The sequence below is a fragment of the Rhizobium leguminosarum genome (assembly GCF_002953715.1).
GTDB lineage: Bacteria > Pseudomonadota > Alphaproteobacteria > Rhizobiales > Rhizobiaceae > Rhizobium > Rhizobium leguminosarum_V.
Window position 1 is genome coordinate 1,092,708 of record NZ_CP025012.1, and the last position, 22,499, is coordinate 1,115,206.

Genomic DNA, 22,499 nt, shown 5'->3' on the forward strand with positions numbered 1-22,499 from the left:
TCATGACGATCTCCCGCCGCGGCTTTCTGATCGCTCTGCCGCTTTTTGTGGCCGGCTGTTCTTCGACCGGTTTGAACAGCCAGACCAATTATGCCGCACTTCCGGATGAAAAATTCCCGTTGAAGCAGGTGCCGATCGACAAGATCAAGCCGGAGCTCCGCCGTCAGGAAGTGGCCTACGAAACCACCCATGCTGCCGGCACCGTGATCGTCGATACACCCGCGCGTCGCGCCTATTACGTCCTCGGCGACGGCAGGGCGATGCGTTATGGCGTCGGTGTCGGCCGCGAGGGGCTGGCCTTTGCCGGCAATGCCTACATCGGCCGCAAGGCCGAGTGGCCGAGCTGGACGCCGACCGAAAACATGCAGCGCCGCGAGGAGCGCTATCGCAAGCTTGCCGGCGGCATGCCGGGCGGCCCGAACAACCCGCTGGGTGCGCGGGCGATGTACCTCTATCGCGGTGGTGACGACACACATTTCCGCATTCATGGCACCAACCAGCCGCAATCGATTGGTCTGGCCATGTCGAGCGGCTGTGTCCGCATGATGAACCACGACGTGATCGACCTCTATAGCCGCGTCGAGGTCGGCGCCAGGGTCGTCGTCATCCAGGCCTGACGTGGCCGTTCGAAGCTCGGTAAGGACGCGCCGTCTCCATTGAAAAAGCCGCCGCAGCGATGGCTGCAGGCGGCTTTCATCTGCTGTTGGAGTTGGATTTCAGCGGCGTGGCGCGGCAATACCCGTCGAAAGCGCCACACCGATGCTGGTGATCACGGCAGCGCTGATTTCCGTCATGCCGATGGCTTCGCCAAGCAGCATGCCGCCGCCGAGGGTTGCGAGCACCGGCGTCAGCGCCGTGAAGGCGGCAGCCTGTGTTCCGCCGAGTATTCTGACGGCGGTGCCGTAGGCCACCATGGCGACGAGGCCGGAAAGAACGCCCTGGCTCAGCACCTGCAGGCCGATCTCCTGAAGAGGAACCTGTGGCAGCGAGATGCCGAAGATGAGGGCCAGCGTGCCCATGATCAGGAAGGACCAGACGGCGATCAGGGCGCTCGCCTGCACGGCGGTCAGGCCGGAGCGGCGGAAGGCGTGCGTATAGCTTGCCCAGAGAACGGCGCCGGCCGGCAGCAGGACGAAGCTTGTCCATGGCAGCGAGGCGTCCGCAAGGCTGCGCGTGAGCAGGATCAGCACGCCGGCAACGATTGCGACCAGCCCTGCGATGCGGGTGCCGTCAGGCCTCTCGCGAAACAGCGCAATGCCGATCAGCGCCGCGGCAAGCGGCATCGAGCCGCCGAGCAGAATCCCTGAGGAGGCCGCCGGCGTCGAATGGATTGCCAGCGTGGTCAGCAGGAAGAAGACGGCGCCGGAGCCTGACACCATGATCGCCAGCAGGTGAAGCGGCAGGCCCTTCGGCAGCAGTCCCGTCTTCAGCCAGACAGGCGAAAGCACCAGCGCCGGAATTCCGAAGCGGATCAGCCCGATGTCGATCGAGCCGAGCGGCGTTGCGGCGCTGTGGCGGGTGACGAGAAACCATGTCGCCCAGATCAGCACGGTAATAGTGCCGCCGGCATAACCCAATATCTGCGACGGCGACTTGTCGTTTGTAAATGCAATGGTGGTCATCGTTTTAATCCTTTCCTCCGTCCGGAGCCTGTCCGGTTGAGGAAAAGATTAGCGCCAGAGGCCAAGGCATGTCCTTGCTATCTATGGCTCTAGAATCATACTATGCGCAATCTTCTGCCAATTAATGCCAACAGGGATCGCGGAAATGCCAAATCTCGATAAATTCGATATCGCTATCCTGAAGTGCCTGCAGGAGGATGCGCGGGCCACCAATGTCGAGATCGCCGAGAAGGTGAACCTTTCGCCGTCGCCCTGCCTGCGCCGCATCCGCAATCTCGAACGGTCCGGGATCATCCGCGGTTACACGGCGGATATCGATCGCAAGGAGGTCGGTCTCGGCCTCACCGTCTTCGTCGAATTCAAGGTCGTCCAGCACAGCCGCGAAAATTCCGAGGCGCAGCAGAAGGCGCTGCTCGCCATCCCCGAGATCGTCTCCTGCTTCCTGATTTCAGGCACGGCCGATTTCCTCGCCGAAGTGGTGGTGGAGGATCTCGCCGCCTACGAACGGCTTCTGACGGAAACGCTGCTGACCCTGCCGAATGTCAGCGACATCCGCTCGAACTTCGCCATCCGCAGCATCAAGACGCATGGGCCGTTGAAGTTGCCCGAGGGAAAATAATTTCCCTCGGGCATTATTGCGGGTTAGAGCAGCGTCCCGCTGAGGATGAGCAGCGCCACCGAGAAGTAGATGACGAGCCCGGTGACATCGACCAGCGTGGCGACGAAGGGGGCCGAGGCGCTGGCCGGATCGAGCCGGAGCTTCTGCAGCACGAAGGGCAGCATCGAACCGCAGATCGAACCGAAGGTGACGATCCCGATCAGGGCGGCAAACACCGTAACGGCGACCATCTGCCAGTGCGGGCCGTAATCGTAAAGCCCGGCCGACTGCCAGAAGACGATGCGGATGAAGCCGACGAGGCCGAGGATCGCGCCGAGCACGACGCCGGTCGGCAGTTCGCGCAAAAGCACCTTCCACCAGTCCGAGAGCTTCAGCTCGCCGAGCGCCAGCGCCCGGATGATCAGCGAGGTCGCCTGCGAACCGGAATTGCCGCCCGAGCTCATGATCAGCGGGATGAACAGCGTCAGCACCACGGCCTTTTCCAGCTCGCCTTCGAAATGCTGCATGGCGCTTGCCGTCAGCATCTCGCCGAGGAAGAGCGCAGCGAGCCAGCCGGCGCGCTTGCGGATCATGCCGGCGAAGCTGATCTTCATGTAGGGCTGGCCGAGCGCCTCCATGCCGCCGAACCTCTGGGCCGCTTCCGTCGTGTCTGATATCATCGTGTCGATCACGTCGTCGACAGTGACGATGCCGAGTATTTGCCCCTGTTCGTCGATGACGGGCAGGGCAAGCAGGTCGTGCTTGCGGATCAGCCGGGCGACATCCTCCTGCTTCATCAGCGGATCGGCCGAAACCGGCGCGCCCTTCTGTGCCACGGAAAGGATCGAAGCGTCCGGCTCGCCGGTGATGAGGCGACGCAGCGTCACCACATGCAGCAGCGCATGGCTGACCCCATCCAGCACATAGATGGCGTAGACGGTCTCGCGCGAGCGTTCGACCTGGCGCACATGGTCGAGTGTGCGGGCGACGGTCCAGCTGTCAGGCACACTGACGAACTCCGTCGTCATGATGCCGCCGGCCGTGCGCGGCGGATAGCCCATCAGGTGCTGGATCGCGATGCGCACCGGTTCGTCGAGGCTGGAGAACAGCCGGGCGCGGGTCTCGCCGTCGAGTTCGAGCAGCACGTCGGCGACGCGGTCGTTCGACATGCCGTGCAGCAGCCGGGCGGCATCCTCGGCGCTGATCAGCGCAAGGATCTGTGGGGCGTTGCGAAGCTCCGGCCGGTCGAGGATGTTGACCGCATAGTCCAGCGGCATGCCGCATAGAACACGCCCGGCGTCCTGGACGCTCAGCGCGTTCAACGCTTCGACGCGTTCGGCGATCGTTGCGCCGCGGCTGTTGTTGATGAAGGCACGGGCGGCATGGCCTGCCCGAAGAGGGAAGCGATTGATATTCATTTGAGGCTCGCCTTTCCGTCGATCCGCCGTAGCGTCCGATCAGGCGAGCCGACAGGCGTCGGTCAGCGCACGAGGGTCGCGTACGGCAAAGGCAATCGACTGCTACTGTCGCTTGGCATCGTTATGATGGCTCCGTTGAAATCCGTGGTCGACGAGTGTCATCCACGTGAATGCTAGGTGGTCCCGAACGCGGAAAAAGTCAAGCGGGGTAAATGCTTAACGCCAGAATGTCGCACCCTGCGATGCGGCATTCCAGGTGGGTGTGGTTTATACGACCTTGCGGGAAACACCGGGCCTGCTGGCTGCGATCTCAGAATCCCGCAAGCACAGTCTTGCCCTTCATCCTGCCGCTTTCGACCATGGCATGCGCCGTCTTGAGATTTGCCGCATTGATCGGCCCGACGATCTCTGAAAGCGTGGTGCGGATCTTTCCGCCGTCGATGAGCTCGGAAATCTTGTTCAGCAGCTTGTGCTGCTCGATCATGTCGGGCGTGCCGTAGAGCGGGCGGGTGAACATCAGCTCCCAATGGACAGAGACGGCCTTGCGCTTGAAGGGTACGATATCGAGCGTCTTCGGATCGTCGATCAGCGCGAAGCGGCCCTGCGGCGCAATCGCCTCGACCACGTCGCCGATATGACTGTCGGTATTGGTGGTCGAGAATATGAATCCCGGCGCGCCGATGCCGAGAGCCGCCACCTGCGGCGCAATCGGCCTGGAATGGTCGACGACATGATGCGCGCCGAGTTCCTTCACCCAGTCCTGCGTTTCCGGCCGCGACGCCGTGGCGATCACCGTCAGATCGGTCAATGCCCGGGCGATCTGAATAGCGATCGAGCCGACGCCGCCGGCGCCGCCGATGATCAGGATGGAGCGTCCCGCTCCCGAAACCGCGTCCTGCACCTTCAGCCGGTCGAATAGCGCTTCGTAGGCCGTGATCGAGGTCAGCGGCAGGGCGGCCGCGGCCGCGAAACCGAGGCTCTTCGGTTTGGCGCCGACGATACGCTCGTCGACGAGATGGAATTCGGCATTGCTGCCCGGGCGGCTGATGACGCCGGAGTAAAACACTTCGTCGCCCGGCCTGAACAGGGTGACATCGGCGCCGATGGCCTTGACGATGCCGGCGGCATCCCAGCCGAGCACCTTGAGTTCGTCTGCGGGCGGCGCGGAATGGGCGCGCACCTTCACGTCGACGGGATTGACCGAAACGGCTTTGATCTCGACGAGCAGATCGTGGCCCCTGGCCTCCGGCATCGGCAGCTCGACATCGATCAGCGAGGTTTCGGCGGAGATCGGCTGGGGCGTTTTATAGGCGACGGCGCGCATGGGAAACTCCTGTGTTCGTTGCACGGAAGCTAGATGCGCATTATGTTCTAACAACGCAAGAATGCACAAATTCTGTACGTAGTACCCAAAAGGATACTGTAAAATGTCATTGCCGCGCGCCAAACTCGTCAAGAATTTCCCTGGCTGCCCGGTCGAAGCGACGCTGACCTACCTCGACGGGAAGTGGAAAGGCGTGATCCTCTTTCATCTGATGGAGGGAACCCTGCGCTTCAACGAATTGCGGCGTAAGCTCCCGGCCGTGACCCAGCGCATGCTGACCAAGCAGCTGCGTGAACTGGAAGAGTCCGGCCTGGTATCACGCACCGTCTATCCGGTCGTGCCGCCGAGGGTCGAATATGCAATGACGCCGCTCGGCATGACGCTGAAGCCTGTCATCCAGGCGTTGGCCGCTTGGGGTGACGATTATGTCTTCTGCAGCCCGGAAGGCCGCGAGCTGCGCTTGGCCTCAGACGGCCTGCGCGCTCCGGTCGCGGCGCTCAAGGCGTAGCGAGGCTGCAAAGACGAAGAGGCCGAGGAAGGATAGTGCTGCACCGACATAGCCGGTCGCCGCAAAACCATAACCCCCGGCGATGACGAGGCCGCCGAGCCAGGCGCCGATCGCATTGGCGATGTTGAAGGCGGAATGGTTGGAAGCGGCCGCAAGCGTCTGCGCGTCGGCGGCGACATCCATCAGCCGCGTCTGCAGCGCCGGTCCAGCAGCAAAACCGCAGCCGACGAGGAAGACGCAAAGGCCGAGCATATAGGGATTGGCGGCGGTCAGCGAGAAAGTGGTCAGCACGACGACATTATAGATCAGCGACCCGCCGATCGTGCCGAGCAGCGATTTGTCGGCGAGCCACGAACCGATGAAATTGCCCGCATTCATGCCGACACCGAAGAGGACCAGCATGATCGGAACGGCCGTCTCCGGCAGCATCGCCACCTCAGTCGTTGTCGAGGCGATATAGCTGAACATCGCGAACATGCCGCCGTAACCGACGGCGGCGATGCCGAGCGTCAGCCACACCTGCGGCCGGCGGAAAGCGCCGAGTTCGCGCAGGAAGCCCGCCTCCTCGGAAACCCTGTCCTTTGGAACGTAGAACCAGATCAGCGCCACCGTTAGCAGGCCGAGCACGCCGACCGAGAAAAACGCCACCTGCCAGTCGAGCGACTGACCGAAGAAGGTCGTCAACGGCGTGCCGAGAAGTGTCGCAACGGTCAGGCCGAGCATGACGCGGCCGACGGCACGGGCGCGGCGATGCACCGGCACCATCGAGGCGGCGACAAGGGCCGCGACGCCGAAATAAGCGCCATGCGGCAGGCCGCTGACAAAGCGCAGCAGCGTGAAGCTTTCGAAGGTCGGCGCCATGGCACTTGATATATTGCCGGCGGCAAAGATCAGCATCAGCATTAAAAGCAGCGTGCGGCGCGCCATCTTCGCAGCGAGCACGGCAATAACAGGTGCGCCGACGACGACTCCGAGCGCATAGGCGCTGATGACGTAGCCGGCTTGCGGCGTGGTGACCGAGAAGGTTTCGGCGACATTGGGCAGCAATCCCATGATTGCGAATTCGCCGGTGCCGATGCCGAAGCCGCCGCAGGCGAGCGCCAACTGGACCAGCGCCACGGTCATTGCCGACGGCAGCTCTTCATCCAGGCTATCGATGGAAATATTGGCGGCAATCTCACTCACGAGAGCTCCTCGAGGCGGTTTCTGCTTGGCAATGGCCCCTGGCGCAGGCGCAGCGGCAAGCCGATCGGTGGAAATGGCGGGAGGTGGAGACGATGTCTCCGATAGACCATCTATCCGTGAGCTCTCGGCTGCCGTCGAGTGCATTTTTTGCAGTGCAGCGTCCTGCTATGTGCATACGTCTATTGCAATTTTTGCACTTCTGTCCTTTGTGAGGAAAGAAGGCTGCGCTTGAAATCGGCGATACCGCAACCATCTCAGGGCAAGGCAGGAGCATTTCCGCGCCAGAGACGGGAGCTCTTATGAAGCTTGTAGGCTTTTTCAATCGCGACGGCGGGACCTTCAAGACCACCGACATGCTGGCCTATGAAAAAAGGGCGGAGGCGGCTTTCCGCGAAGCGGGGCACGATTTTGACGCCATCGTCTTCTCAGGAAAGGAAATCGTTCCCGCCATGGAGCGGGCTGCCAAGCGCGACGATATCGACGGTATCGTTGCCGGCGGTGGTGACGGCACGATTTCGGCGGCGGCATCGATTGCCTGGAAAAACGGCATTGCGCTCGGCGTCGTGCCGGCCGGCACGATGAACCTCTTTGCCCGCTCGCTGCGTGTGCCGCTCGATATCTGGCAGGCGCTCGATGTGCTTGCCTCTGGCGAGGTCGACAATGTCGATATCGCCAGCGCCAACGGCCGGCCCTTCATCCACCAGTTTTCCGCCGGCCTGCATGCCCGCATGGTGCGTTACCGCAACGCCTACAGCTATCGTTCCCGGCTGGGCAAGATCCGGGCGAGTACGAAGGCTGCCTTGGGCGTCATCTTCAACCCGCCGGAATTCGAGGTCGAGTTCGAGGCGATCGGCATGCGCGAGCGCCGCAGGGTGTCGGCGATATCAGTCTCTAACAATCCCTTCGGAGAGAACGCGCTGCTTTACGCCGATAATTTGAGAAGCGGCGAACTCGGCTTTTACACGGCAAATCCGCTGAAGCCGCTTGGTGTCGCCCGCCTCGCCATCGACATGCTGCGCGGCAAGGTCCGCGAGAATGCCGATGTCATGGTGATGCACCCGGCCGAAGTGCACCTGCATTTCCCGAAACTGCGCTCCAAGGCCAATTGCGTCATGGACGGCGAGTTGCTGCCGCTCGAACGCGACGTCTCGATCCGGCTGCATCCGGGCGAATTGAAGGTTCTCGTCAAGCAGGGTCTCGCCGCCCAGGTGAATGCGGACGAACGCCGCGAGCCCGCTGCGTAAGTCGGCCGCCGCGTAATTTCAGAGCCGCGGCAGATAGGTGCGGTAGTCGAAATCCGAAACGGTGCGCAGATGCGCAAGCGCTTCCTTGCGCTTGGTGTCGCCATAGAGCGCCTGATAGCGCGCGCCGAAGATATCGGCGATGAACGGCGAGGTGCGGAAGGTCTCGACGGCGCTGAGGAAATCATGCGTCAGTCGCGCCGTATTCGCAGGTGTGTGCGATGGCGTCGTCTCCTCACCGGGGTCGAGGTCGCCGTCGAGACCGGTGAGCATGCCGCCGAGGATCGCTGCCAGCAGCAGATAGGGATTGGCGTCGGCGCCGGCGACGCGGTGCTCGATGCGTGCGGCCGGCCCATCCTTGTCGGGGATGCGGATCGCCGTGCCGCGATGGCCGCTTCCCCAGGTCAGATCGACAGGCGCAAACGAGCCCGGCTGGAAGCGGCGGTAGGAATTGGCGAAGGGGGCGAAGATCAGCTGCGCCGCGCGCATGGAGTCGAGCAGGCCTGCTATCGCCGATTTGAGCATCTTCGGCTCGCCGCCCTTGGCATCGAGGATGTTGCGGCCTTGTCCGTCGATGATACTCGCATGCACATGCAGGCCGGAGCCGGCATGTTCGGAATAGGGTTTGGCCATGCAGGTCGATTTCAGCCCGTGCCGGCGCGCCGCCTGTTCGGCGATGCGCTTGAGATAGAGGCAATCGTCGGCGGCTGCCAGCGCGTCCGCGCGGTGCAGCAGGTTGACCTCGAACTGGCCCGGACCGAATTCCGCTGTCGTCGCATCCGCCGGCAGGTCCTGCGCTCTCGCATAGGCCCTCAGCGTCTGCAAATAGCCGTCGAGCGCGTCGACGACGCTCATGTCGTAGAGCTGAAAACCGTTCGGTTCGCCGCGAAAGGTGAGGCTTTCGGGCGGGCAGGGGCGTCCGGTTTCGCGCCAGTCTCCCGACATCACGTAAAATTCCAGCTCGGTGGCGACGACGGGCGTCAGCCCGCGCGCCGCATAGCGCTCCAGCACCGAAGCGAGGATGGCGCGCGGATCCATGAAGCTCGGGCTGCCGTCGAATTCGTGCATGGTGGCGAGCACCTGCATCGAGCCCTCGGGCGCCCAAGGCATCGGCGCCAAGCTGCGCCGGTCGGGGACGACCTTGCCGTCAGGATCGCCGATCGTCAGTGACAGGCCGGTGATATCGTCATTGTCGTCACCCCAGATGTCGAGCGATTGCGTCGAGGTCGGCAGGCGGATGTCCCCGGCCCAGACCTTGGCTTCGGCGCCGGGTGGAAGCTGTTTGCCGCGCAGGTCGCCGTTCATGCCGACGATCAGGATCTCGAAGCGCGGATCGCCGCCGTCGGCCTTGCCGTCCATCCTGTCGCTTGCCATGACCTTGAAAATCCTCCGGGACAAGGCCAAGCTCCTATCTCATCGACATCAGCCTTTCAATCCGCGAGGGTCTTTACCACCATGCCCGATACTTACCCACCTTCGAACCTCGCCGCGATCGACGCTGCGCACCACCTGCATCCGTTCGCCGACATGAAGAAGCTGAATGCCGAGGGCGCGCGTATCATCCAGCGCGGCGAGGGCGTCTACATCTTCGACAATCACGGCAGGAAATATCTCGATGGTTTCGCCGGCCTCTGGTGCGTCAATATTGGCTATGGCCGCCGCGAGATTGCCGATGCCGCCACCAGGCAGATGAACGAGCTGCCCTACTACAACACCTTCTTCGGCACGACCTCGACGTCTGCGACGCTGCTGGCGCAGAAGGTCACCTCCCATGCCGGGGAACGGTTCAACCATATCTTCTTCACCGGCTCCGGCTCGGAGGCGAACGACACCTGGTTCCGCATGGCCCGCGTCTACTGGAGCGCCATCGGCAAGCCGTCGAAGAAGATCGTCATATCGAGAAGGAACGGCTATCACGGTTCGACCGTCGCCGGCGCCAGCCTCGGCGGCATGAAATACATGCATGAGCAGGGCGATCTGCCGATCCCTGGAATCGTCCATATCGGCCAGCCCTATTGGTACGGCGAGGGCGGCGATCTCTCACCCGCCGAATTCGGTCTCAAGGTTGCCCGCGAGCTCGAAGCGAAGATCGACGAACTCGGCGAGGAGAATGTCGCCGCCTTCGTCGCCGAACCCGTGCAGGGGGCTGCCGGCGTCATCATCCCGCCCGAGACCTACTGGCCGGAGATCGACCGCATCTGCAAGGCGCGCAATATCCTGCTGGTGACCGACGAGGTAATCTGCGGTTTCGGCCGTCTGGGCGCCTGGTTCGGCCACCAGTATTTCGGCGTCGAGCCCGATCTGGCGCCGATCGCCAAGGGGCTTTCCTCCGGCTACCTGCCGATCGGCGGCGTACTCGTCAGCGACCGCATCGCCGATGTGCTGATCAACGATGTCGGCGACTTCAACCACGGTTTCACCTATTCCGGCCACCCGGTCTGCGCTGCCGCAGCCCTCGAAAACCTGCGCATCATCGAAGAGGAAAGACTGGTCGAGCGCGTGCGCGACGATATCGGCCCCTATTTCGGCAGGGCCTGGGCAGAGCTCGCAGACCATGATCTGGTCGGCGAAGCCGCCAGCATCGGCCTGATGGGCGGACTGCAGCTTGCCGCCGAGAAGAGCACGCGCGCTCGTTATGCCAAGCCCGATCAGGTCGGTGCGCTGGTGCGCAACCACGCGCTGGCGAACGGTCTCGTGCTGCGCGCCACCGGCGACCGCATGCTCGCCTCGCCGCCGCTCGTCATCAGCCACGCCGAGGTGGACGAGATGGCGAGGATCACCAGGCTGGCGCTCGATTTGGCCTGGAAGGAACTGAAATCCTGATTGCGCTCAGCCCAGCTAGCTGGGCCTAAAGCTCGAAATCCTGCGACTTGATATCCTCGGCGCCATGCTTGACACGTAGGACAACGATGCGGTCGTGATAGGAGCGGTAGTAGATGCAGCGGTTCCGGTAGGGCAGGCCGCGCAGGCCTTCCGCAATGTGGTCGCGTGGAGATCCGGTGAAGTCCACTTCGGCGATCCAGGCGATCTTCGCGGTCAGGTCGGCCAGAAACTCATGCGCGTAGTGGGGGCTGCTCTCGGCGATATAGCGTCGAATATTCCGCAGATCCTCAATGGCGGATGGAGCGATAATCAGGCGTTTCGGTTTGATGGCCTTAGCTTTCGTTCATGACGTCTTTGAGGAACTCCGCGCCGGTAGCGTATTCCTTGCCGAGGCCGGCTTCGATCTCAGCATCCGCCGCCTGAATATCCTTACGCAGCACCTGCATTTTCAGCTCGTGGTCGGCGAGCATACGGATGCCTGCCCGCACGGCCTCGGTTTCGGTGCCGAACCGGCCATTGCGGACAAGATCCGATAGAATCCCGTCATAGGTATCGCCAAGGGAAAAGGTTTTTGCCCGTGCCATGTAAATTTACTCCCTGCTCTTAGTGTATGACAAATACAATACTTTTACAATATTCGAGCATGCTGGATATGGCCAACGAGCTAATGGCTCAGCGCCTCCGAGCACAGTGAATGAGATAGCGAGGATCACGAAACTGGCGCTGGATTTGGCCTGGAAGGAGCTGAAATCCTGATTTCGCTCAGCCCGGCTGGTTGACCCAGGCGTAGCCGAAACGGTAGCTGTCGCCGCCGCGCCGGTAGAAATAGGGCACGTCGATCACCGACGCCTGCGGTGCGGACGCGCCGAGATTGGCCTGCAGCCATTCAGCCATATCAGGCGGAAGCGCTTCGCTTCCCCCCTTCTGCGGGAGGAGCCACACCAGGAGAAGCGGCCGCCGGCTGGTAAGATCCGGGTGGAAGCCGGGATAATCCACCGAGAGGACCGGCACGCCGGGAATATCCTGCCTGAGATTGCCGGCAAGCAGGCTGTCGCCGGCAAGGATCGCCGCCGGTTCGGCCTGTTTGCGCAGGATTTCCAGCATGCCGGCATAGGGCCTGTTCAGCCGTTCGTAATGGCCGGTGAGGCGTGCGGCCGCGACGCTGCCGTAGAGGGCTGCCGGTACGCCGATCATGATGACGGCGACGATGGGCATGAAACGCCGGAACGCCTTGTCTGTCGCGACGCCTGCCGCCTCGATCTTCAGGCAGAAATAGAGCGGCAGGATGAAGAGCATCGGCACCAGCCAGCGATCCTTGATACCGGCCGCGCCGCCGAAGACGATCAGAAGCAGAATGCCGGCCAGGAAGACGAGCATCATCCGCTCGAACAGCCGCGTCCATTCCGAACCGGCGGTCAGCGCCGGACGAAGGCTCTTGCCGAAGACGATCGCGAACACCGCCACAGTCAATCCGGCAAAGCTGACGATGGCGAGAGCCAGTGAACTGACGCCCATGGCCACCTGCGTGAGATAGCTCGCATGGCCGCTCGCGGTCATCTTCTCCAGGGTGCGTGCGGTGGCGAAATCGAGATTGTCCCTCAGCCAGAAGAGATGCGGCAGGATGATGAAGAGCGCCACCGCCGCCGTCAGCATCAGCCGCCAGTCGAAGATCCGCGGCCGCAGGCGCGCATCCGAAAGCGCGGCAATCAGGGCTGCCGCCGGCAGGATCGCAAAATTATATTTGGCAAGCAGGCCGAAACCGATGCCGATGCCGGTAATCAGATAGGAGGCGAGGCTCGGCTGCTTCAGGCTGCGGATGAAGCCGTAGAAGAAGATGCTGGCCGAGAAGAACACGGCGACCGTGTGCGTCAGGTCGCGCTGCATCTCGAAAGCCATTTGCGGGATCGTCAGCAGCCCGAGCGTGGCGATCGCCACCAGCGCCTTGTCGCGCAGCACGAGCCGCGCGGTCAGGCCGTAGAGCACGTAGGAGCTGAACAACAGTAGGTTCTTCACGATAGAAAGGGCGGTAAGCGAGACGCCGGCGAACTGGAAGACGGTATATTGCAGCCAGTTGTAGAAGGGCGGCTGCGGGCCGTAGCCGGCGGCAAGCCATTGCGAGCGGAAGACCTGTTCGGCCTCGTCGAGATCGAGAGAATGCGAGGTTGCGAGCCGCACGCCGACCTGAAGCACGAAATAGGCTGCCAGCAAGACGAAGATCCAACTGATGTCGCGACGGTTGCTCTCGGTCATTCTACTTGCTCTCCGGCCGAACCCAGGCGTAACCGAGCGCGAAATTGTCGCCTTGGCGGCCGAAATAATAGGGAAGCGACAGCGAGCCGATCTCCTGCAGCGCGATATCAGCCGCCGTCAGCGCCGATGAAAACCGCTCCGGCATGACCGCATCCGCCGCCGTCGCCGTTTTCTTGCCGCGCCAGACGATCAGCACCGGCCCCTTGGCCTCGGCATAGGCCGGAATGCCGGGTGTCGGAAAATCCGGGATCACCACCGGCACATCGGGAAATTGCAGCCGCATGTTCCCGCCGATATAGGGGTCGGAAGCGATCACCAGCGCCGGCTCCGCCTCTCGCGTCATCTCGCGCGAAAAACCTGCCATCGGCACATTCGGCCGGCTGTAGGTGCCGATCAGCCCGGCGCCGACGACACGCAAACCGAGGGCGATCAGCACGCAGGCCATCAGCACCGGCAGCACCGGCCGGAAGCGGCGCAGCCCGGCGGAAAGGTCGAGCCCGGCCGCCTGCATTTTCGCCAGGAAATAGATCGGCAGCACCAGCAGAAACGGATCGAGCCAGCGCTCGCGAACCGTGGTGGAGCCGGTGAACAGCACGATGAGAGCAATGCCGGCGAGACTTGCGAGCATCATCCGCTCCATCATCCCAGTCCAGCGGTTGCCCGCCGAAAGCGCCCGGACAAAATCCCGGCGGAAGGTGGCGGCGAAGATCACGACCGGCAGCGCCGCAAAGGCGATGATGGCGACGAGAAAGGCGAGAAGGCCTTTGCCGATCCGCACGGCGCCGGCCGGTTCGCTGCCGGCGGCCATCTTGACCAGAGTGTCGGAGGAGGCGAATGCGAGATTTCCCTGCAGCCAGATCGCGTGCGGCAGGACGATGACAAGCGCGACAGTGATCGCCGCCAGCATGCGCCGGTCGAGCGCTCTGCGCCGCCATTCGGCATCGGGCAGGATGGCGATCAAGGCGACGACTGGCATCAGCGCGAAATTATATTTCGAGATCAGCCCGATGCCGGTTGCAAGCCCGAGCAGGAGATAGCTGCCGATATCGGGCCGGTCGAGCGTGCGGAAGAAGCCGTAGAGAAACAGTGAGCTGGCAAAGAGCAGTGCCGTCGTGTGGGTCAGGTCCTGCTGGGCCATGTAGGAGACCTGGGGCAGGGTAATCAGCGCCAGCATGGCGACGGCGGCAAGCGCTTGGTCCTTCAGCGCCCGCCGCCCGGCAAGGCCGTAGAAGAGATAGGACAGGAACAGCAGGATGTTCTTCGGGACAACAAGCGCGCCGATCGACATGCCCGTCACCGAAACGACGGCATATTGCATCCAGTTGTAGAAGGGCGGCTGCGGGCCGTAGCCGGCCAGCAGATATTGGGAGAAGAAGGATTGCTCGGCCTCGTCGAGCTCCAGCGAATGCGGAAGCGCGATGCGCAGCGCGATGTTGAGTACGAAATAGGCTGCAAGCAGCAGGCCCGCGGTTCTGATCGTCCTCGTCGCGCGCTCCAGCATCGTGCTGCCGGCTTAGGCTTGGCTTTGATCGTCGAAGATCTGCCGCACGATGTAGTTCGGAGAGGCGTCGTCGCGGTAATAGGTGCGCGCGATCATTTCCGCCAGGATGCCGGTGGTGATCATCTGCACCGACGACAGCAGCAGCACGACGCCGACCATCAGCATCGGGCGCGTGCCGATATCGTTGCCCATGATGAACTTGTCGAAGCTGAGATAGAGCAGGATCAACATGGCGAGCGCGCCGAGGCCTAGGCCGAGCGAACCGAAGAAATGCCCCGGCCGCGCCTTGTAGCGCATGAAGAACATCACCGACAGCAGATCGAGGATGACGCGGAAGGTACGCGAAATACCGTACTTCGAAACGCCGTGCTCGCGGGCATGGTGGGTGACGGCCATCTCGCCGATGCGCGAGCTCGGCACCACACCGGCGACCCAGGCCGGGATGAAGCGGTGCATCTCGCCCATCAGCTTCACCTGCTTGATAATCGAGGCACGGTAGATCTTCAGGCTGCAGCCGTAATCATGCAGCTTGACGCCGGTGATGCGGCCAATCAGGTAGTTGGCGCACCAGGAGGGGATCTTGCGCAAGAACAGACCGTCCTTGCGGTTCTTGCGCCAGCCGACCAGGAGGTCGAGTTCACGCCGTTCCAGCTCGGAGACCATCGAAGGAATGTCCTTCGGGTCGTTCTGCAGGTCGCCGTCCATCGTCGCGATCAGACGGCCCCGGGCGGTGTCGATGCCGGCCTGCATGGCGGCAGTCTGGCCAAAGTTGCGCTGCAGCTCGACGATCCTGAGCGCCAACCCCTCGCGTCCGACGTACTTGCGGGCGTTGACCAGCGTCGCATCCGTGCTGCCGTCATCGACGAGGATCAGCTCCCAGCGATGGGGGTAGCTTACCATCGCAGCCACGACACGCTCGATGAGCGGGCCGACGCTTTCCTCTTCGTTGAAAATGGGCACGACCAGCGACAGCTCGAGCGATTGTACCGGGTCATTCGTACCGCGAATGGGCTCTACCGTTGTCTGCAACTTTCATCTCCAAAAGGCCGGACGGCCGAGCAAGCTTTACTGCTGCCGTCGCACTTGCGGAAGGCTACTACATGAAGTGTCCGCCCGTTGCCAGCGGGCAATGCCGGTTTCCCCGCAATCGGCTGAACAGCCGGGGTGCTATTTCGCGCCGCCCTCCACCCAGGAGTAACCAATGGAGAAGCTGCGTTTGCCGTCACCGAAGAGATAGGGCAGCGTCAGCGTGTTCAACTCTTGCAGATGAATGCCCGATCTCACCAGATCGTTGGCGAAGCTGGGAGAAATTGTTGGGTCATCTGCGGTCTCGCCGCGCCAGATAACGAGCACCGGCCCCTTCGCAGCCGTATATTCGGGAACCCCGGGACCCGGGAAGAACGGGATCACGACGGGAACATCGGGAAGCTCCAGCCTCAGATTACCGGCCACGAACTTGGTTCCCGCCACGATGAGAACCGGCCTGCGGGTCGCTGTCAATTCAGCCACGTAGCCGGAAAAGGGTACGTTCGTTCTCGTATACGTGCCGATGTATTGAATGCCGACGATCCGGAAGAGAAGGATCGACAGGATGACGACCATGAAGACCGGCACCACGGGCCGGAAGCGGGCAAGACCGGCGGAAAGATCGAGGTCTGCGGTTTCCAGTTTCAGGAACAGATAGATCGGCAGGACGAGCAGGCACGGGTCGAGCCAGCGCTCGTGGATATCGCTCGCGCCGGCGAAGAGGACCACACCGACGAAGGCGATCAGGCTGATGATCATCATCCGCTCGATCACCCGGATCATCGGGTTGGAAGAGGAGAGCGCGCGAAAGAAGTCGCGCCGGAAGGCGGCTGCGACGAGAACGATCGGCAATGCGACGAAGCCGAGGACGGCGATGACGAGAGATAGCAGGCCTTGCCCGACGCGGGGAAGGCCGGCCGGCGCCAGGTCTTCGGCGGTCATCCGCTCCAGCGTCGGCGCAGAGGCGCTGGCGAGATTGTCAGGCAGCCAGAGCGCATGCGGCAGCACGATCAGAATGGCGAGTGCGATCGCCGGCAGCAAACGCCAGTCGATGAGACGGCTGCGCCATTCCCGGTCCGGCAGCACGGCGATCAGGGCGGCAGCCGGCAGGATGGCGAAATTGTACTTCGAGATGAGCCCGATGCCGGTGGCGATACCGATGATGAGGTAGCTCCCGATCGTCGGCTGGCGCAGCGTTCGGAAAAAACCGAAGAGGAAGAGCGAGGTCGCAAACAGCAGCGCGACCGTATGGGTCAATTCGCGCTGCGCCATCAGGCCGACCTGCGGCAGGGTAATCAGGCTCAGCATGGCGACGGCTGCGAGCGAACGGCTCTTCAGCACCTCGCGGGCGGCAAGCCCGTAGAACAGATAGCAGCCGAAGAGAATGATGTTCTTGGGCACCGAGAGCACCCACATCGATATGCCGGTCACCGAGACGATGGCATATTGGATCCAGTTGTAGAAGGGCGGCTGCGGTCCATAGCCGGCAAGCAGATATTGCGAGTAGAAGGATTGCTCCGCCTCGTCGAGATCGAGCGTATGCGGCAAGGCGATGCGAAGCGCGATGTTCAGCAGGAAATAACCTGCCAGAAAAATGCTTGCGCTGGTAATGCTTCTGGTAATCCGCTCCAACATCGATCTCCACGTCAAGCCGGCAAGGCGCCATCATGTACCGGTCGGCCGCTCGGATCGTCGGCGTGGAGGCGTTTTCACCGCCATCGCCATCACTCCGCCGTTGTGCGCAACCTTCATTTCTCTTAAAAGGCCTGGCGACGGGACCGGGCCCATGCCGACCCAAGCGAGGAATGCCTACTACATGAAGAGTTCGATCGTTGAAAGCCGGCAATCCTGGTTTATGCGCAATCGCATGACGGTGCTGACGGTCGTCATCGTCGCAGCCTATGGCCTCTTCATTCAATGGTTCTGGGGTTGGCCTGTTATCATCAGGCAGTGGGCCGATGTCGGTGCAGGTCCGGTGATCGGCGCGCTCGTGCTATTGACGAGCACCTATTTCCTGCGAACCTGGCGCATCTATGATTATTTTCCAAACGAGACGGCCGGCCGGTTCGCGGTCCTCTTCCGCGTCACGCAGATCCACAACCTGCTGAACATCATGCTGCCCTTCCGCACCGGCGAGACTAGCTTTCCGCTGCTGATGCGCACCGAATTCGGCATTCCGCTGACGCGTGGAACCTCGGCGCTGTTTGTCATGCGGCTGCTCGACCTGCACGCCCTTCTGGCCGCTGCCGGCATCGGTTTTGCCGTCGCTTCAGCCGATGCGGCAGTTGCCTGGTCGCTCTGGACGGTCTTCCTGCTGTTGCCGGTCGCGGCCTTCGCCGCCCGCAAGCCGCTGCTGCGCCTTGCCGCCAGGCTGCTGCCTGAGAAAGCGCAGAAATTCGTCGCCGAGATCGAAAACGGCCTGCCGCTCGACGCCATCGCCTTTGCGCGCGCGTGGGCGATGACCATCGTCAACTGGCTGGTGAAGGTGATGGTGCTGGCATGGGCCCTCGGCCTGATGGGCGTGCTGCCGATGGCGGCAAGCTTCGGTGGCGCGCTCGGCGGTGAGCTCTCCTCCGTGTTGCCGATGCATGCGCCGGGCGGCGTCGGCACCTATCCGGCCGGCATCACCGCCGGCGCCATCGCCTTGGGAGCCTCGAGCGAACGGCTGGCCCTGGCAGCGCTGGCACAGGCGAGCGTCAATGCCCACCTGCTGATTATCGTCTCGGCGCTCACCGGAACCGCGATCTCACTGCCGCTCGGACGTCGCGGCAAGCTCTGAAATCCGTTTTCTCAGAAACGCCTGCTCCGGCTCCTGCCGGCAGAGCGACAGCGCCGTTTCATAGCACGCGATCGCCTCTTGCCTCCGGCCGAGACGGCGCAGGAAATCGGCACGCGCCGAATGGGCGAGGTGATAGGCTTGCAGCTCCCGGCGTGCCAGAATGGCATCGACCAGTTCCAGCCCCTTTGCCGGCCCTTCCGCCATCGCAATCGCCACGGCACGGTTGAGCTCGACAATCGGGGAGGGCTGCGCCGCCAGAAGCAGATCGTAATAAAAGGCGATCCGTCGCCAGTCGGTCGCTTCGGCGGCCGGCGCTCGGGCATGCTCGGCAGCGATCGCCGCTTGCAGCGTATAGCTGCCGATCTCTTCCGCTTGCATCGCGTCAGCGAGCAGCGCCAGGCCTTCCGTAATCTTCGTTTGATCCCACAGCGAGCGGTCCTGATCCGCAAGCAGCACCAGCGATCCCTGCTCGCCGCGGCGGGCGGTGCGGCGGGAATCCTGCAGCAGCATCAGCGCCAGCAGGCCGGAGACATCAGGATGCGGCAGCAGCGTCAGTAGCAGCCGCGCCAGACGTATCGCCTCCGCCGTCAGGTCGGCGCGGACTACGTCCTCGCCCGAGGAGGCCGAATAACCTTCATTGAAGACGAGATAGATGACGTGCAGCACCCGGTCTAGCCGCGGCGGCAGCGCCTCGCGGCCCGGCACCTCGTAGGGGATCTTTGCCGCCCGGATCCTGCTCTTGGCGCGCACGATCCGCTGGGCGACCGTCGGTGCTGGAATGAGGAAGGCATGGGCGATCTCTTCGGTGGTCAGTCCGCAGATTTCCCTGAGTGCCATGGCCATCTGTGCGTCGGCCGGAATGACCGGATGACAGCAGGTGAAGATCAACCGCAGCATGTCGTCCTCGATCGGTTCCATGTCGCCGATCTCCGTTGCATCGGGCGAGTAGAGGCTGTCCTCGATGTGATGCTGCGAAGCATCGAAACGCGCCCGCCGCCGGATCGTGTCGATCGCCTTGAAGCGCCCCGTGGAGACGAGCCAGGCGAAGGGATTGCCGGGAATGCCGTCCGTCGGCCATGTCCGCGCGGCCGCTGCAAAGGCGTCGTGAAGCGCTTCCTCCGCCCGGTCGAAATCGCCGAGCAGGCGGATCAGCGTCGCCAGCACCCGGCGCGACTGCGTTCGGTAGATCTCCTCGATAACGCGTTCCAAAGGGGCACCTCAGTCCGGCAGGGTCAGCATTCGCACGGGCCTCAGTTCGACAGCGCCGAAACGTGCCGAAGGGATCCGCCCGGCAATCTCCCTGGCTTTCACCAGGTCAGGCGCCTCGATGACGTAGAAGCCGGCCAGATGTTCCTTCGTCTCGACATAGGGGCCGTCGGTAGCTGACAGGCTGTTGTCTCGAACACGCAGCACGGTTGCCTTGTCGGGCATCTCAAGTGCATCGGCATGGATCATGATACCGTCGCGACGCAGCTCCTCGTCGAAGGCGAAATGGGCTTTGATGAGTTCATAGGTCTCTTCCGATGTCAGCGTGCCGTCGGTGTCGGCGCTGTTATAAATCAGGCAGATGTAGCGCATGGCTGTTTCCCATCCTGGATGGAGTAAGTCGGGCGCACTTCGATCGAGCAATATTTGAGGATCGGAAAACTCGACACGATCGTCTTCGCCTCCTCGATATTCTCGGCTTCGATCAGCAAAAAACCGCCGAGGTGCTCTTTGATTTCGGCAAATGGGCCATCGGTCGAAAAGGCTTCACCATTGCGCAGGCGGACCGTGATCGCCGTTGACGGTTCATGCAAGGCGAGAGCCACGAGCAGATGACCGCTCTCGCGCCAGCGATTGTCGCTGGTGATGCACTCCTGTGTGAGCGCATCCCATTCGGTCTGAGGGACCAGCTTGCTTTTTTCCGTGTCGAACCAGATCTGGCATAGAAATTTCATTGGTCTCTCCTCATTTAGCTCCGAATTCGTGGATTGGTCGCACTTCGATCGCGCCGAGTTTGGCGAGCGGGATGCCTGACGCAATCCGGATCGCTTCGTTGAGATCCTTTGCCTCGATCAGGATGAAGCCACCAAGCGCCTCCTTCGTCTCGGCGAAGGGACCGTCCGTCACCGACATCTCGCCGTTGCGCATTCGGACAGTCACCGCCGATTTCGGCGACTGCAGCGCCTGGGCGACGATCATATGCCCGCTTTCGACGAGGTCCTTGTCATAGTTCAAGGAATTGGTGTCGAGTTCGGCCTTCTCTTCTTTCGTCATGGCGTCGAGTACCCTGCCATCGAACCAGACCTGACACAGATATTTCATCGCGGACAGCCTCCTTGTGAGCGTTTCAATAACCCTGGACGACCGAGCTCCACGCATTTCGACAGCGGCGGAAAAAATCTTTGTGCCGGCCGGCTGTCGAAATCGCAAGGCAGCACTCGACAAGGCTTCATCGAAACCTGTCGAGGAGAACGGAAGTGAGCATTCTTGAAATCGCCCTAGCACGCCAGATCTGGGCAAGCCGTCGTGAAAAGCGTCAGCTGGTACCCGACGATACCGATGCGCTGAGGGTTCTTCTGCGCATCGCTTTCGTCTTCGTGGCCTTCACCCTGCTGATATCAGGGCTGAACCTTGCCGCCGGTAGGCCGCAGATGCTGGCCGACGGTTCGGCGCCTGTCGTGACGGGCAGATGAGGAAACGGCCTATTGGAAGGCCGTTTCAAAGAAGCTGCGCAGCTTGCGTGAATGCAGCGCTTCCTTCGGCATGGCGGCAAGCTTCTGGACGGCGCGGATGCCGATCTGCAGATGTTGGTTGACCTGCGTGCGGTAGAAGGCCGTCGCCATGCCCGGCAGTTTCAATTCGCCATGCAATGGTTTGTCGGAGACGCAGAGCAGCGTGCCGTAGGGCACGCGGAAGCGGAAGCCGTTGGCGGCGATCGTCGCCGATTCCATGTCGAGCGCGATCGCGCGCGCCTGGGAGAGCCGCTTCACCGGCCCGCGCTGGTCGCGCAGTTCCCAGTTGCGGTTGTCGATCGTGCCGACGGTGCCGGTGCGCATGATGCGCTTCAGCTCGAAACCCTCATAGCCGGTGATTTCGGCAACGGCGGCTTCCAGCGCCACCTGCACTTCGGCCAGCGCCGGGATCGGCACCCAGACCGGCAGGTCGTCGTCGAGAACATGGTCCTCGCGCATATAGGCATGGGCGAGAACATAGTCGCCGAGCCGCTGGCTGTTGCGAAGACCGGCGCAGTGGCCGAGCATCAGCCAGGCATGTGGGCGCAGCACGGCGACGTGGTCGGTAATCGTCTTGGCGTTGGAGGGGCCGACGCCGATATTGATCATGGTGATCCCGGCATGGCCCTTCTTCTTCAGATGGTAGGCCGGCATTTGCGGCAGGCGGGTGACGGCGGCATCCGTTTCCGGCGCGTGCGAGCCGGGCAGGGTGACGACATTGCCGGGCTCGACGAAGGCAGTATAGCCGTCGCCGCCCTCCGCCATCAGCTTGCGCGCCCAGCTGCAGAATTCGTCGATATAGAACTGGTAGTTCGTAAACAGCACGAAATTCTGGAAATGCTCGGCATGCGTCGCCGTATAGTGCGACAATCGGGCGAGCGAATAGTCGATGCGCTGCGCGGTGAACGGCGCGAGCGGCGAGGGCTCTCCCGGCGGCGGGATATATTCGCCATTGGCGATCTCGTCGTCGGTGGTGTTGAGGTCGGGCGTGTCGAAGATATCGCGCATCGGAATGTCGACGAATGCGTTGGTCGATGCTTCCACATGCGCACCCTCGCCGAAGGCGAAGTGCAAGGGGATCGGCGTCGTCGATTCCGAGACGATGACAGGAACGTTGTGGCTCTTCATCAAGAGCGCCAGCTGCTCCTTCAGGTAATGCTTGAAGAGCTTCGGCCGGGTAACTGTCGTCGTATAGATGCCGGGTGCCGTGACGTGACCATAGGAAAGCCGCGAATCGACATGGCCGAAGCTTGTCGTCTCGATGCTGACCTGCGGATAAAAAGCGCGGTAGCGCGAGGAGATCGGAGCGCCCTGCGCAAGTTCGGCGAAGCTCTCGATCAGGAACGCCGTATTGCGCTCGTAAAGCGCCGTCAGCGTCTCGACGGCCTTGGCGGGATCATCAAAGCTCTGAGGCTGGAAAGGTGGCGGAGAGGATATGTCGAGGGGCGCCAAAGGGGAGATTCGTTTGTTCATGACGCATTATAGAGAGTTGTTTTTGACAAGCAAA

23 protein-coding genes are annotated in these 22,499 nt (G+C 62.4%); 7 read left to right on the forward strand and 16 right to left on the reverse strand.

Annotation, left to right across the window (positions count from 1 at the left end):
• Window positions 1-2: 2 nt before the first annotated feature.
• The gene (locus tag CUJ84_RS05590) at window positions 3-617 is read left to right on the forward strand and encodes a L,D-transpeptidase (protein WP_105005514.1); all 615 of its coding nucleotides are present in this window, start codon (window positions 3-5) and stop codon (window positions 615-617) included.
• A gap of 99 nt (window positions 618-716) precedes the next feature.
• Here the strand turns inward: CUJ84_RS05590 and CUJ84_RS05595 are convergent, their stop codons facing one another.
• Window positions 717-1,622, reverse strand: a complete 906-nt coding sequence (locus CUJ84_RS05595) for a DMT family transporter (RefSeq protein ID WP_105005515.1) — start codon at window positions 1,620-1,622, stop codon at window positions 717-719.
• Between the two features lie 145 nt (window positions 1,623-1,767).
• On the opposite strand from CUJ84_RS05595, the gene CUJ84_RS05600 reads away from it, so the two are divergent.
• Entirely contained in the window at window positions 1,768-2,241 is a 474-nt protein-coding gene (locus tag CUJ84_RS05600) for an Lrp/AsnC family transcriptional regulator (RefSeq protein WP_018447335.1), read from the forward strand.
• A 23-nt stretch (window positions 2,242-2,264) separates the two neighbouring features.
• On the opposite strand, the gene mgtE is transcribed toward CUJ84_RS05600, so the two are convergent.
• Both mgtE and CUJ84_RS05610 read right to left on the reverse strand, forming a co-directional pair.
• A complete protein-coding gene (mgtE, locus tag CUJ84_RS05605) occupies window positions 2,265-3,638 on the reverse strand; it encodes a magnesium transporter (RefSeq protein WP_105005516.1) in 1,374 nt (457 codons plus the stop codon).
• 310 nt (window positions 3,639-3,948) lie between these two features.
• A complete protein-coding gene (locus CUJ84_RS05610) occupies window positions 3,949-4,962 on the reverse strand; it encodes a zinc-binding alcohol dehydrogenase family protein (RefSeq protein WP_105005517.1) in 1,014 nt (337 codons plus the stop codon).
• 103 nt (window positions 4,963-5,065) lie between these two features.
• Between CUJ84_RS05610 and CUJ84_RS05615 the strand changes: the two genes are divergently transcribed.
• Complete coding sequence (locus CUJ84_RS05615; RefSeq protein WP_012756739.1) at window positions 5,066-5,470, forward strand: winged helix-turn-helix transcriptional regulator; 405 nt, start codon at window positions 5,066-5,068, stop codon at window positions 5,468-5,470.
• On the opposite strand, the gene CUJ84_RS05620 is transcribed toward CUJ84_RS05615, so the two are convergent.
• Window positions 5,429-6,655 (reverse strand): MFS transporter, encoded by a 1,227-nt coding sequence (locus CUJ84_RS05620; RefSeq protein ID WP_105005518.1) that lies wholly within the window; start codon window positions 6,653-6,655, stop codon window positions 5,429-5,431. The genes CUJ84_RS05615 and CUJ84_RS05620 overlap by 42 nt on opposite strands.
• 299 nt (window positions 6,656-6,954) lie before the next feature.
• On the opposite strand from CUJ84_RS05620, the gene CUJ84_RS05625 reads away from it, so the two are divergent.
• The gene (locus CUJ84_RS05625) at window positions 6,955-7,899 is read left to right on the forward strand and encodes a diacylglycerol/lipid kinase family protein (protein ID WP_012756741.1); all 945 of its coding nucleotides are present in this window, start codon (window positions 6,955-6,957) and stop codon (window positions 7,897-7,899) included.
• An 18-nt stretch (window positions 7,900-7,917) separates the two neighbouring features.
• Here the strand turns inward: CUJ84_RS05625 and CUJ84_RS05630 are convergent, their stop codons facing one another.
• On the reverse strand, window positions 7,918-9,270 hold the full coding sequence (locus tag CUJ84_RS05630) for a glutamine synthetase family protein (protein WP_032996272.1): 1,353 nt from the start codon (window positions 9,268-9,270) through the stop codon (window positions 7,918-7,920).
• Window positions 9,271-9,351: 81 nt separating this feature from the next.
• Here CUJ84_RS05630 and CUJ84_RS05635 point away from each other — a divergent pair, with 81 nt between their 5' ends.
• Entirely contained in the window at window positions 9,352-10,719 is a 1,368-nt protein-coding gene (locus CUJ84_RS05635) for an aspartate aminotransferase family protein (protein ID WP_012756743.1), read from the forward strand.
• Between the two features lie 25 nt (window positions 10,720-10,744).
• Here the strand turns inward: CUJ84_RS05635 and CUJ84_RS05640 are convergent, their stop codons facing one another.
• From CUJ84_RS05640 to CUJ84_RS05665, 6 genes are all read right to left on the reverse strand, one after another.
• Complete coding sequence (locus CUJ84_RS05640) at window positions 10,745-11,047, reverse strand: type II toxin-antitoxin system RelE/ParE family toxin (RefSeq protein WP_080518538.1); 303 nt, start codon at window positions 11,045-11,047, stop codon at window positions 10,745-10,747.
• A 4-nt stretch (window positions 11,048-11,051) separates the two neighbouring features.
• The gene (locus CUJ84_RS05645; RefSeq protein ID WP_012756745.1) at window positions 11,052-11,303 is read right to left on the reverse strand and encodes a ribbon-helix-helix domain-containing protein; all 252 of its coding nucleotides are present in this window, start codon (window positions 11,301-11,303) and stop codon (window positions 11,052-11,054) included.
• 178 nt (window positions 11,304-11,481) lie between these two features.
• The gene (locus tag CUJ84_RS05650; protein ID WP_105005519.1) at window positions 11,482-12,969 is read right to left on the reverse strand and encodes an ArnT family glycosyltransferase; all 1,488 of its coding nucleotides are present in this window, start codon (window positions 12,967-12,969) and stop codon (window positions 11,482-11,484) included.
• Window position 12,970: 1 nt separating this feature from the next.
• Entirely contained in the window at window positions 12,971-14,470 is a 1,500-nt protein-coding gene (locus CUJ84_RS05655) for a glycosyltransferase family 39 protein (RefSeq protein WP_105005520.1), read from the reverse strand.
• Between the two features lie 12 nt (window positions 14,471-14,482).
• Window positions 14,483-15,499 carry a glycosyltransferase family 2 protein gene (locus CUJ84_RS05660; protein WP_105005521.1) on the reverse strand — a complete coding sequence of 339 codons (1,017 nt, stop codon included), beginning with the start codon at window positions 15,497-15,499 and terminating at the stop codon, window positions 14,483-14,485.
• 138 nt (window positions 15,500-15,637) lie between these two features.
• A complete protein-coding gene (locus tag CUJ84_RS05665; RefSeq protein ID WP_105005522.1) occupies window positions 15,638-17,131 on the reverse strand; it encodes an ArnT family glycosyltransferase in 1,494 nt (497 codons plus the stop codon).
• 181 nt (window positions 17,132-17,312) lie between these two features.
• Here CUJ84_RS05665 and CUJ84_RS05670 point away from each other — a divergent pair, with 181 nt between their 5' ends.
• Window positions 17,313-18,275: a lysylphosphatidylglycerol synthase domain-containing protein gene (locus tag CUJ84_RS05670; protein WP_105005523.1), complete on the forward strand. Its 963-nt coding sequence runs from the start codon at window positions 17,313-17,315 to the stop codon at window positions 18,273-18,275.
• On the opposite strand, the gene CUJ84_RS05675 is transcribed toward CUJ84_RS05670, so the two are convergent.
• Genes CUJ84_RS05675 through CUJ84_RS05690 form a run of 4 tightly spaced genes read right to left on the reverse strand, consistent with a single transcriptional unit; the run spans window position 18,243 to window position 20,582 of the window.
• Window positions 18,243-19,484, reverse strand: a complete 1,242-nt coding sequence (locus CUJ84_RS05675; protein WP_105005524.1) for an RNA polymerase sigma factor — start codon at window positions 19,482-19,484, stop codon at window positions 18,243-18,245. The genes CUJ84_RS05670 and CUJ84_RS05675 overlap by 33 nt on opposite strands.
• A 9-nt stretch (window positions 19,485-19,493) precedes the next feature.
• Window positions 19,494-19,853, reverse strand: coding sequence for a YciI family protein (locus CUJ84_RS05680; protein WP_105005525.1), 360 nt, complete (start codon window positions 19,851-19,853; stop codon window positions 19,494-19,496).
• Window positions 19,835-20,215, reverse strand: a complete 381-nt coding sequence (locus CUJ84_RS05685; protein WP_105005526.1) for a YciI family protein — start codon at window positions 20,213-20,215, stop codon at window positions 19,835-19,837. The genes CUJ84_RS05680 and CUJ84_RS05685 overlap by 19 nt, the downstream gene beginning before the upstream one ends.
• A 10-nt stretch (window positions 20,216-20,225) precedes the next feature.
• Window positions 20,226-20,582: a YciI family protein gene (locus CUJ84_RS05690; protein ID WP_105005527.1), complete on the reverse strand. Its 357-nt coding sequence runs from the start codon at window positions 20,580-20,582 to the stop codon at window positions 20,226-20,228.
• A gap of 155 nt (window positions 20,583-20,737) precedes the next feature.
• Between CUJ84_RS05690 and CUJ84_RS05695 the strand changes: the two genes are divergently transcribed.
• The gene (locus tag CUJ84_RS05695) at window positions 20,738-20,953 is read left to right on the forward strand and encodes a hypothetical protein (protein WP_245457533.1); all 216 of its coding nucleotides are present in this window, start codon (window positions 20,738-20,740) and stop codon (window positions 20,951-20,953) included.
• A 9-nt stretch (window positions 20,954-20,962) separates the two neighbouring features.
• On the opposite strand, the gene CUJ84_RS05700 is transcribed toward CUJ84_RS05695, so the two are convergent.
• Entirely contained in the window at window positions 20,963-22,465 is a 1,503-nt protein-coding gene (locus CUJ84_RS05700) for an AMP nucleosidase (RefSeq protein ID WP_105005529.1), read from the reverse strand.
• Window positions 22,466-22,499: the final 34 nt, after the last annotated feature.

Excerpts from the sequence above, each read along its gene's own strand:
- CUJ84_RS05630 (WP_032996272.1), bottom strand. The coding sequence starts at position 9,270 with ATGGCAAGCGACAGGATGGACGGCAAGGCCGACGGCGGCGATCCGCGC.
- CUJ84_RS05700 (WP_105005529.1), bottom strand. The coding sequence starts at position 22,465 with ATGAACAAACGAATCTCCCCTTTGGCGCCCCTCGACATATCCTCTCCG.
- mgtE (WP_105005516.1), bottom strand. The coding sequence starts at position 3,638 with ATGAATATCAATCGCTTCCCTCTTCGGGCAGGCCATGCCGCCCGTGCC.
- CUJ84_RS05655 (WP_105005520.1), bottom strand. The coding sequence starts at position 14,470 with ATGCTGGAGCGCGCGACGAGGACGATCAGAACCGCGGGCCTGCTGCTT.
- CUJ84_RS05625 (WP_012756741.1), top strand. The coding sequence starts at position 6,955 with ATGAAGCTTGTAGGCTTTTTCAATCGCGACGGCGGGACCTTCAAGACC.
- CUJ84_RS05665 (WP_105005522.1), bottom strand. The coding sequence starts at position 17,131 with ATGTTGGAGCGGATTACCAGAAGCATTACCAGCGCAAGCATTTTTCTG.
- CUJ84_RS05590 (WP_105005514.1), top strand. The coding sequence starts at position 3 with ATGACGATCTCCCGCCGCGGCTTTCTGATCGCTCTGCCGCTTTTTGTG.
- CUJ84_RS05615 (WP_012756739.1), top strand. The coding sequence starts at position 5,066 with ATGTCATTGCCGCGCGCCAAACTCGTCAAGAATTTCCCTGGCTGCCCG.
- CUJ84_RS05670 (WP_105005523.1), top strand. The coding sequence starts at position 17,313 with ATGAAGAGTTCGATCGTTGAAAGCCGGCAATCCTGGTTTATGCGCAAT.
- CUJ84_RS05610 (WP_105005517.1), bottom strand. The coding sequence starts at position 4,962 with ATGCGCGCCGTCGCCTATAAAACGCCCCAGCCGATCTCCGCCGAAACC.
- CUJ84_RS05650 (WP_105005519.1), bottom strand. The coding sequence starts at position 12,969 with ATGACCGAGAGCAACCGTCGCGACATCAGTTGGATCTTCGTCTTGCTG.
- CUJ84_RS05600 (WP_018447335.1), top strand. The coding sequence starts at position 1,768 with ATGCCAAATCTCGATAAATTCGATATCGCTATCCTGAAGTGCCTGCAG.
- CUJ84_RS05595 (WP_105005515.1), bottom strand. The coding sequence starts at position 1,622 with ATGACCACCATTGCATTTACAAACGACAAGTCGCCGTCGCAGATATTG.
- CUJ84_RS05680 (WP_105005525.1), bottom strand. The coding sequence starts at position 19,853 with ATGCGCTACATCTGCCTGATTTATAACAGCGCCGACACCGACGGCACG.
- CUJ84_RS05685 (WP_105005526.1), bottom strand. The coding sequence starts at position 20,215 with ATGAAATTTCTATGCCAGATCTGGTTCGACACGGAAAAAAGCAAGCTG.
- CUJ84_RS05690 (WP_105005527.1), bottom strand. The coding sequence starts at position 20,582 with ATGAAATATCTGTGTCAGGTCTGGTTCGATGGCAGGGTACTCGACGCC.
- CUJ84_RS05645 (WP_012756745.1), bottom strand. The coding sequence starts at position 11,303 with ATGGCACGGGCAAAAACCTTTTCCCTTGGCGATACCTATGACGGGATT.
- CUJ84_RS05635 (WP_012756743.1), top strand. The coding sequence starts at position 9,352 with ATGCCCGATACTTACCCACCTTCGAACCTCGCCGCGATCGACGCTGCG.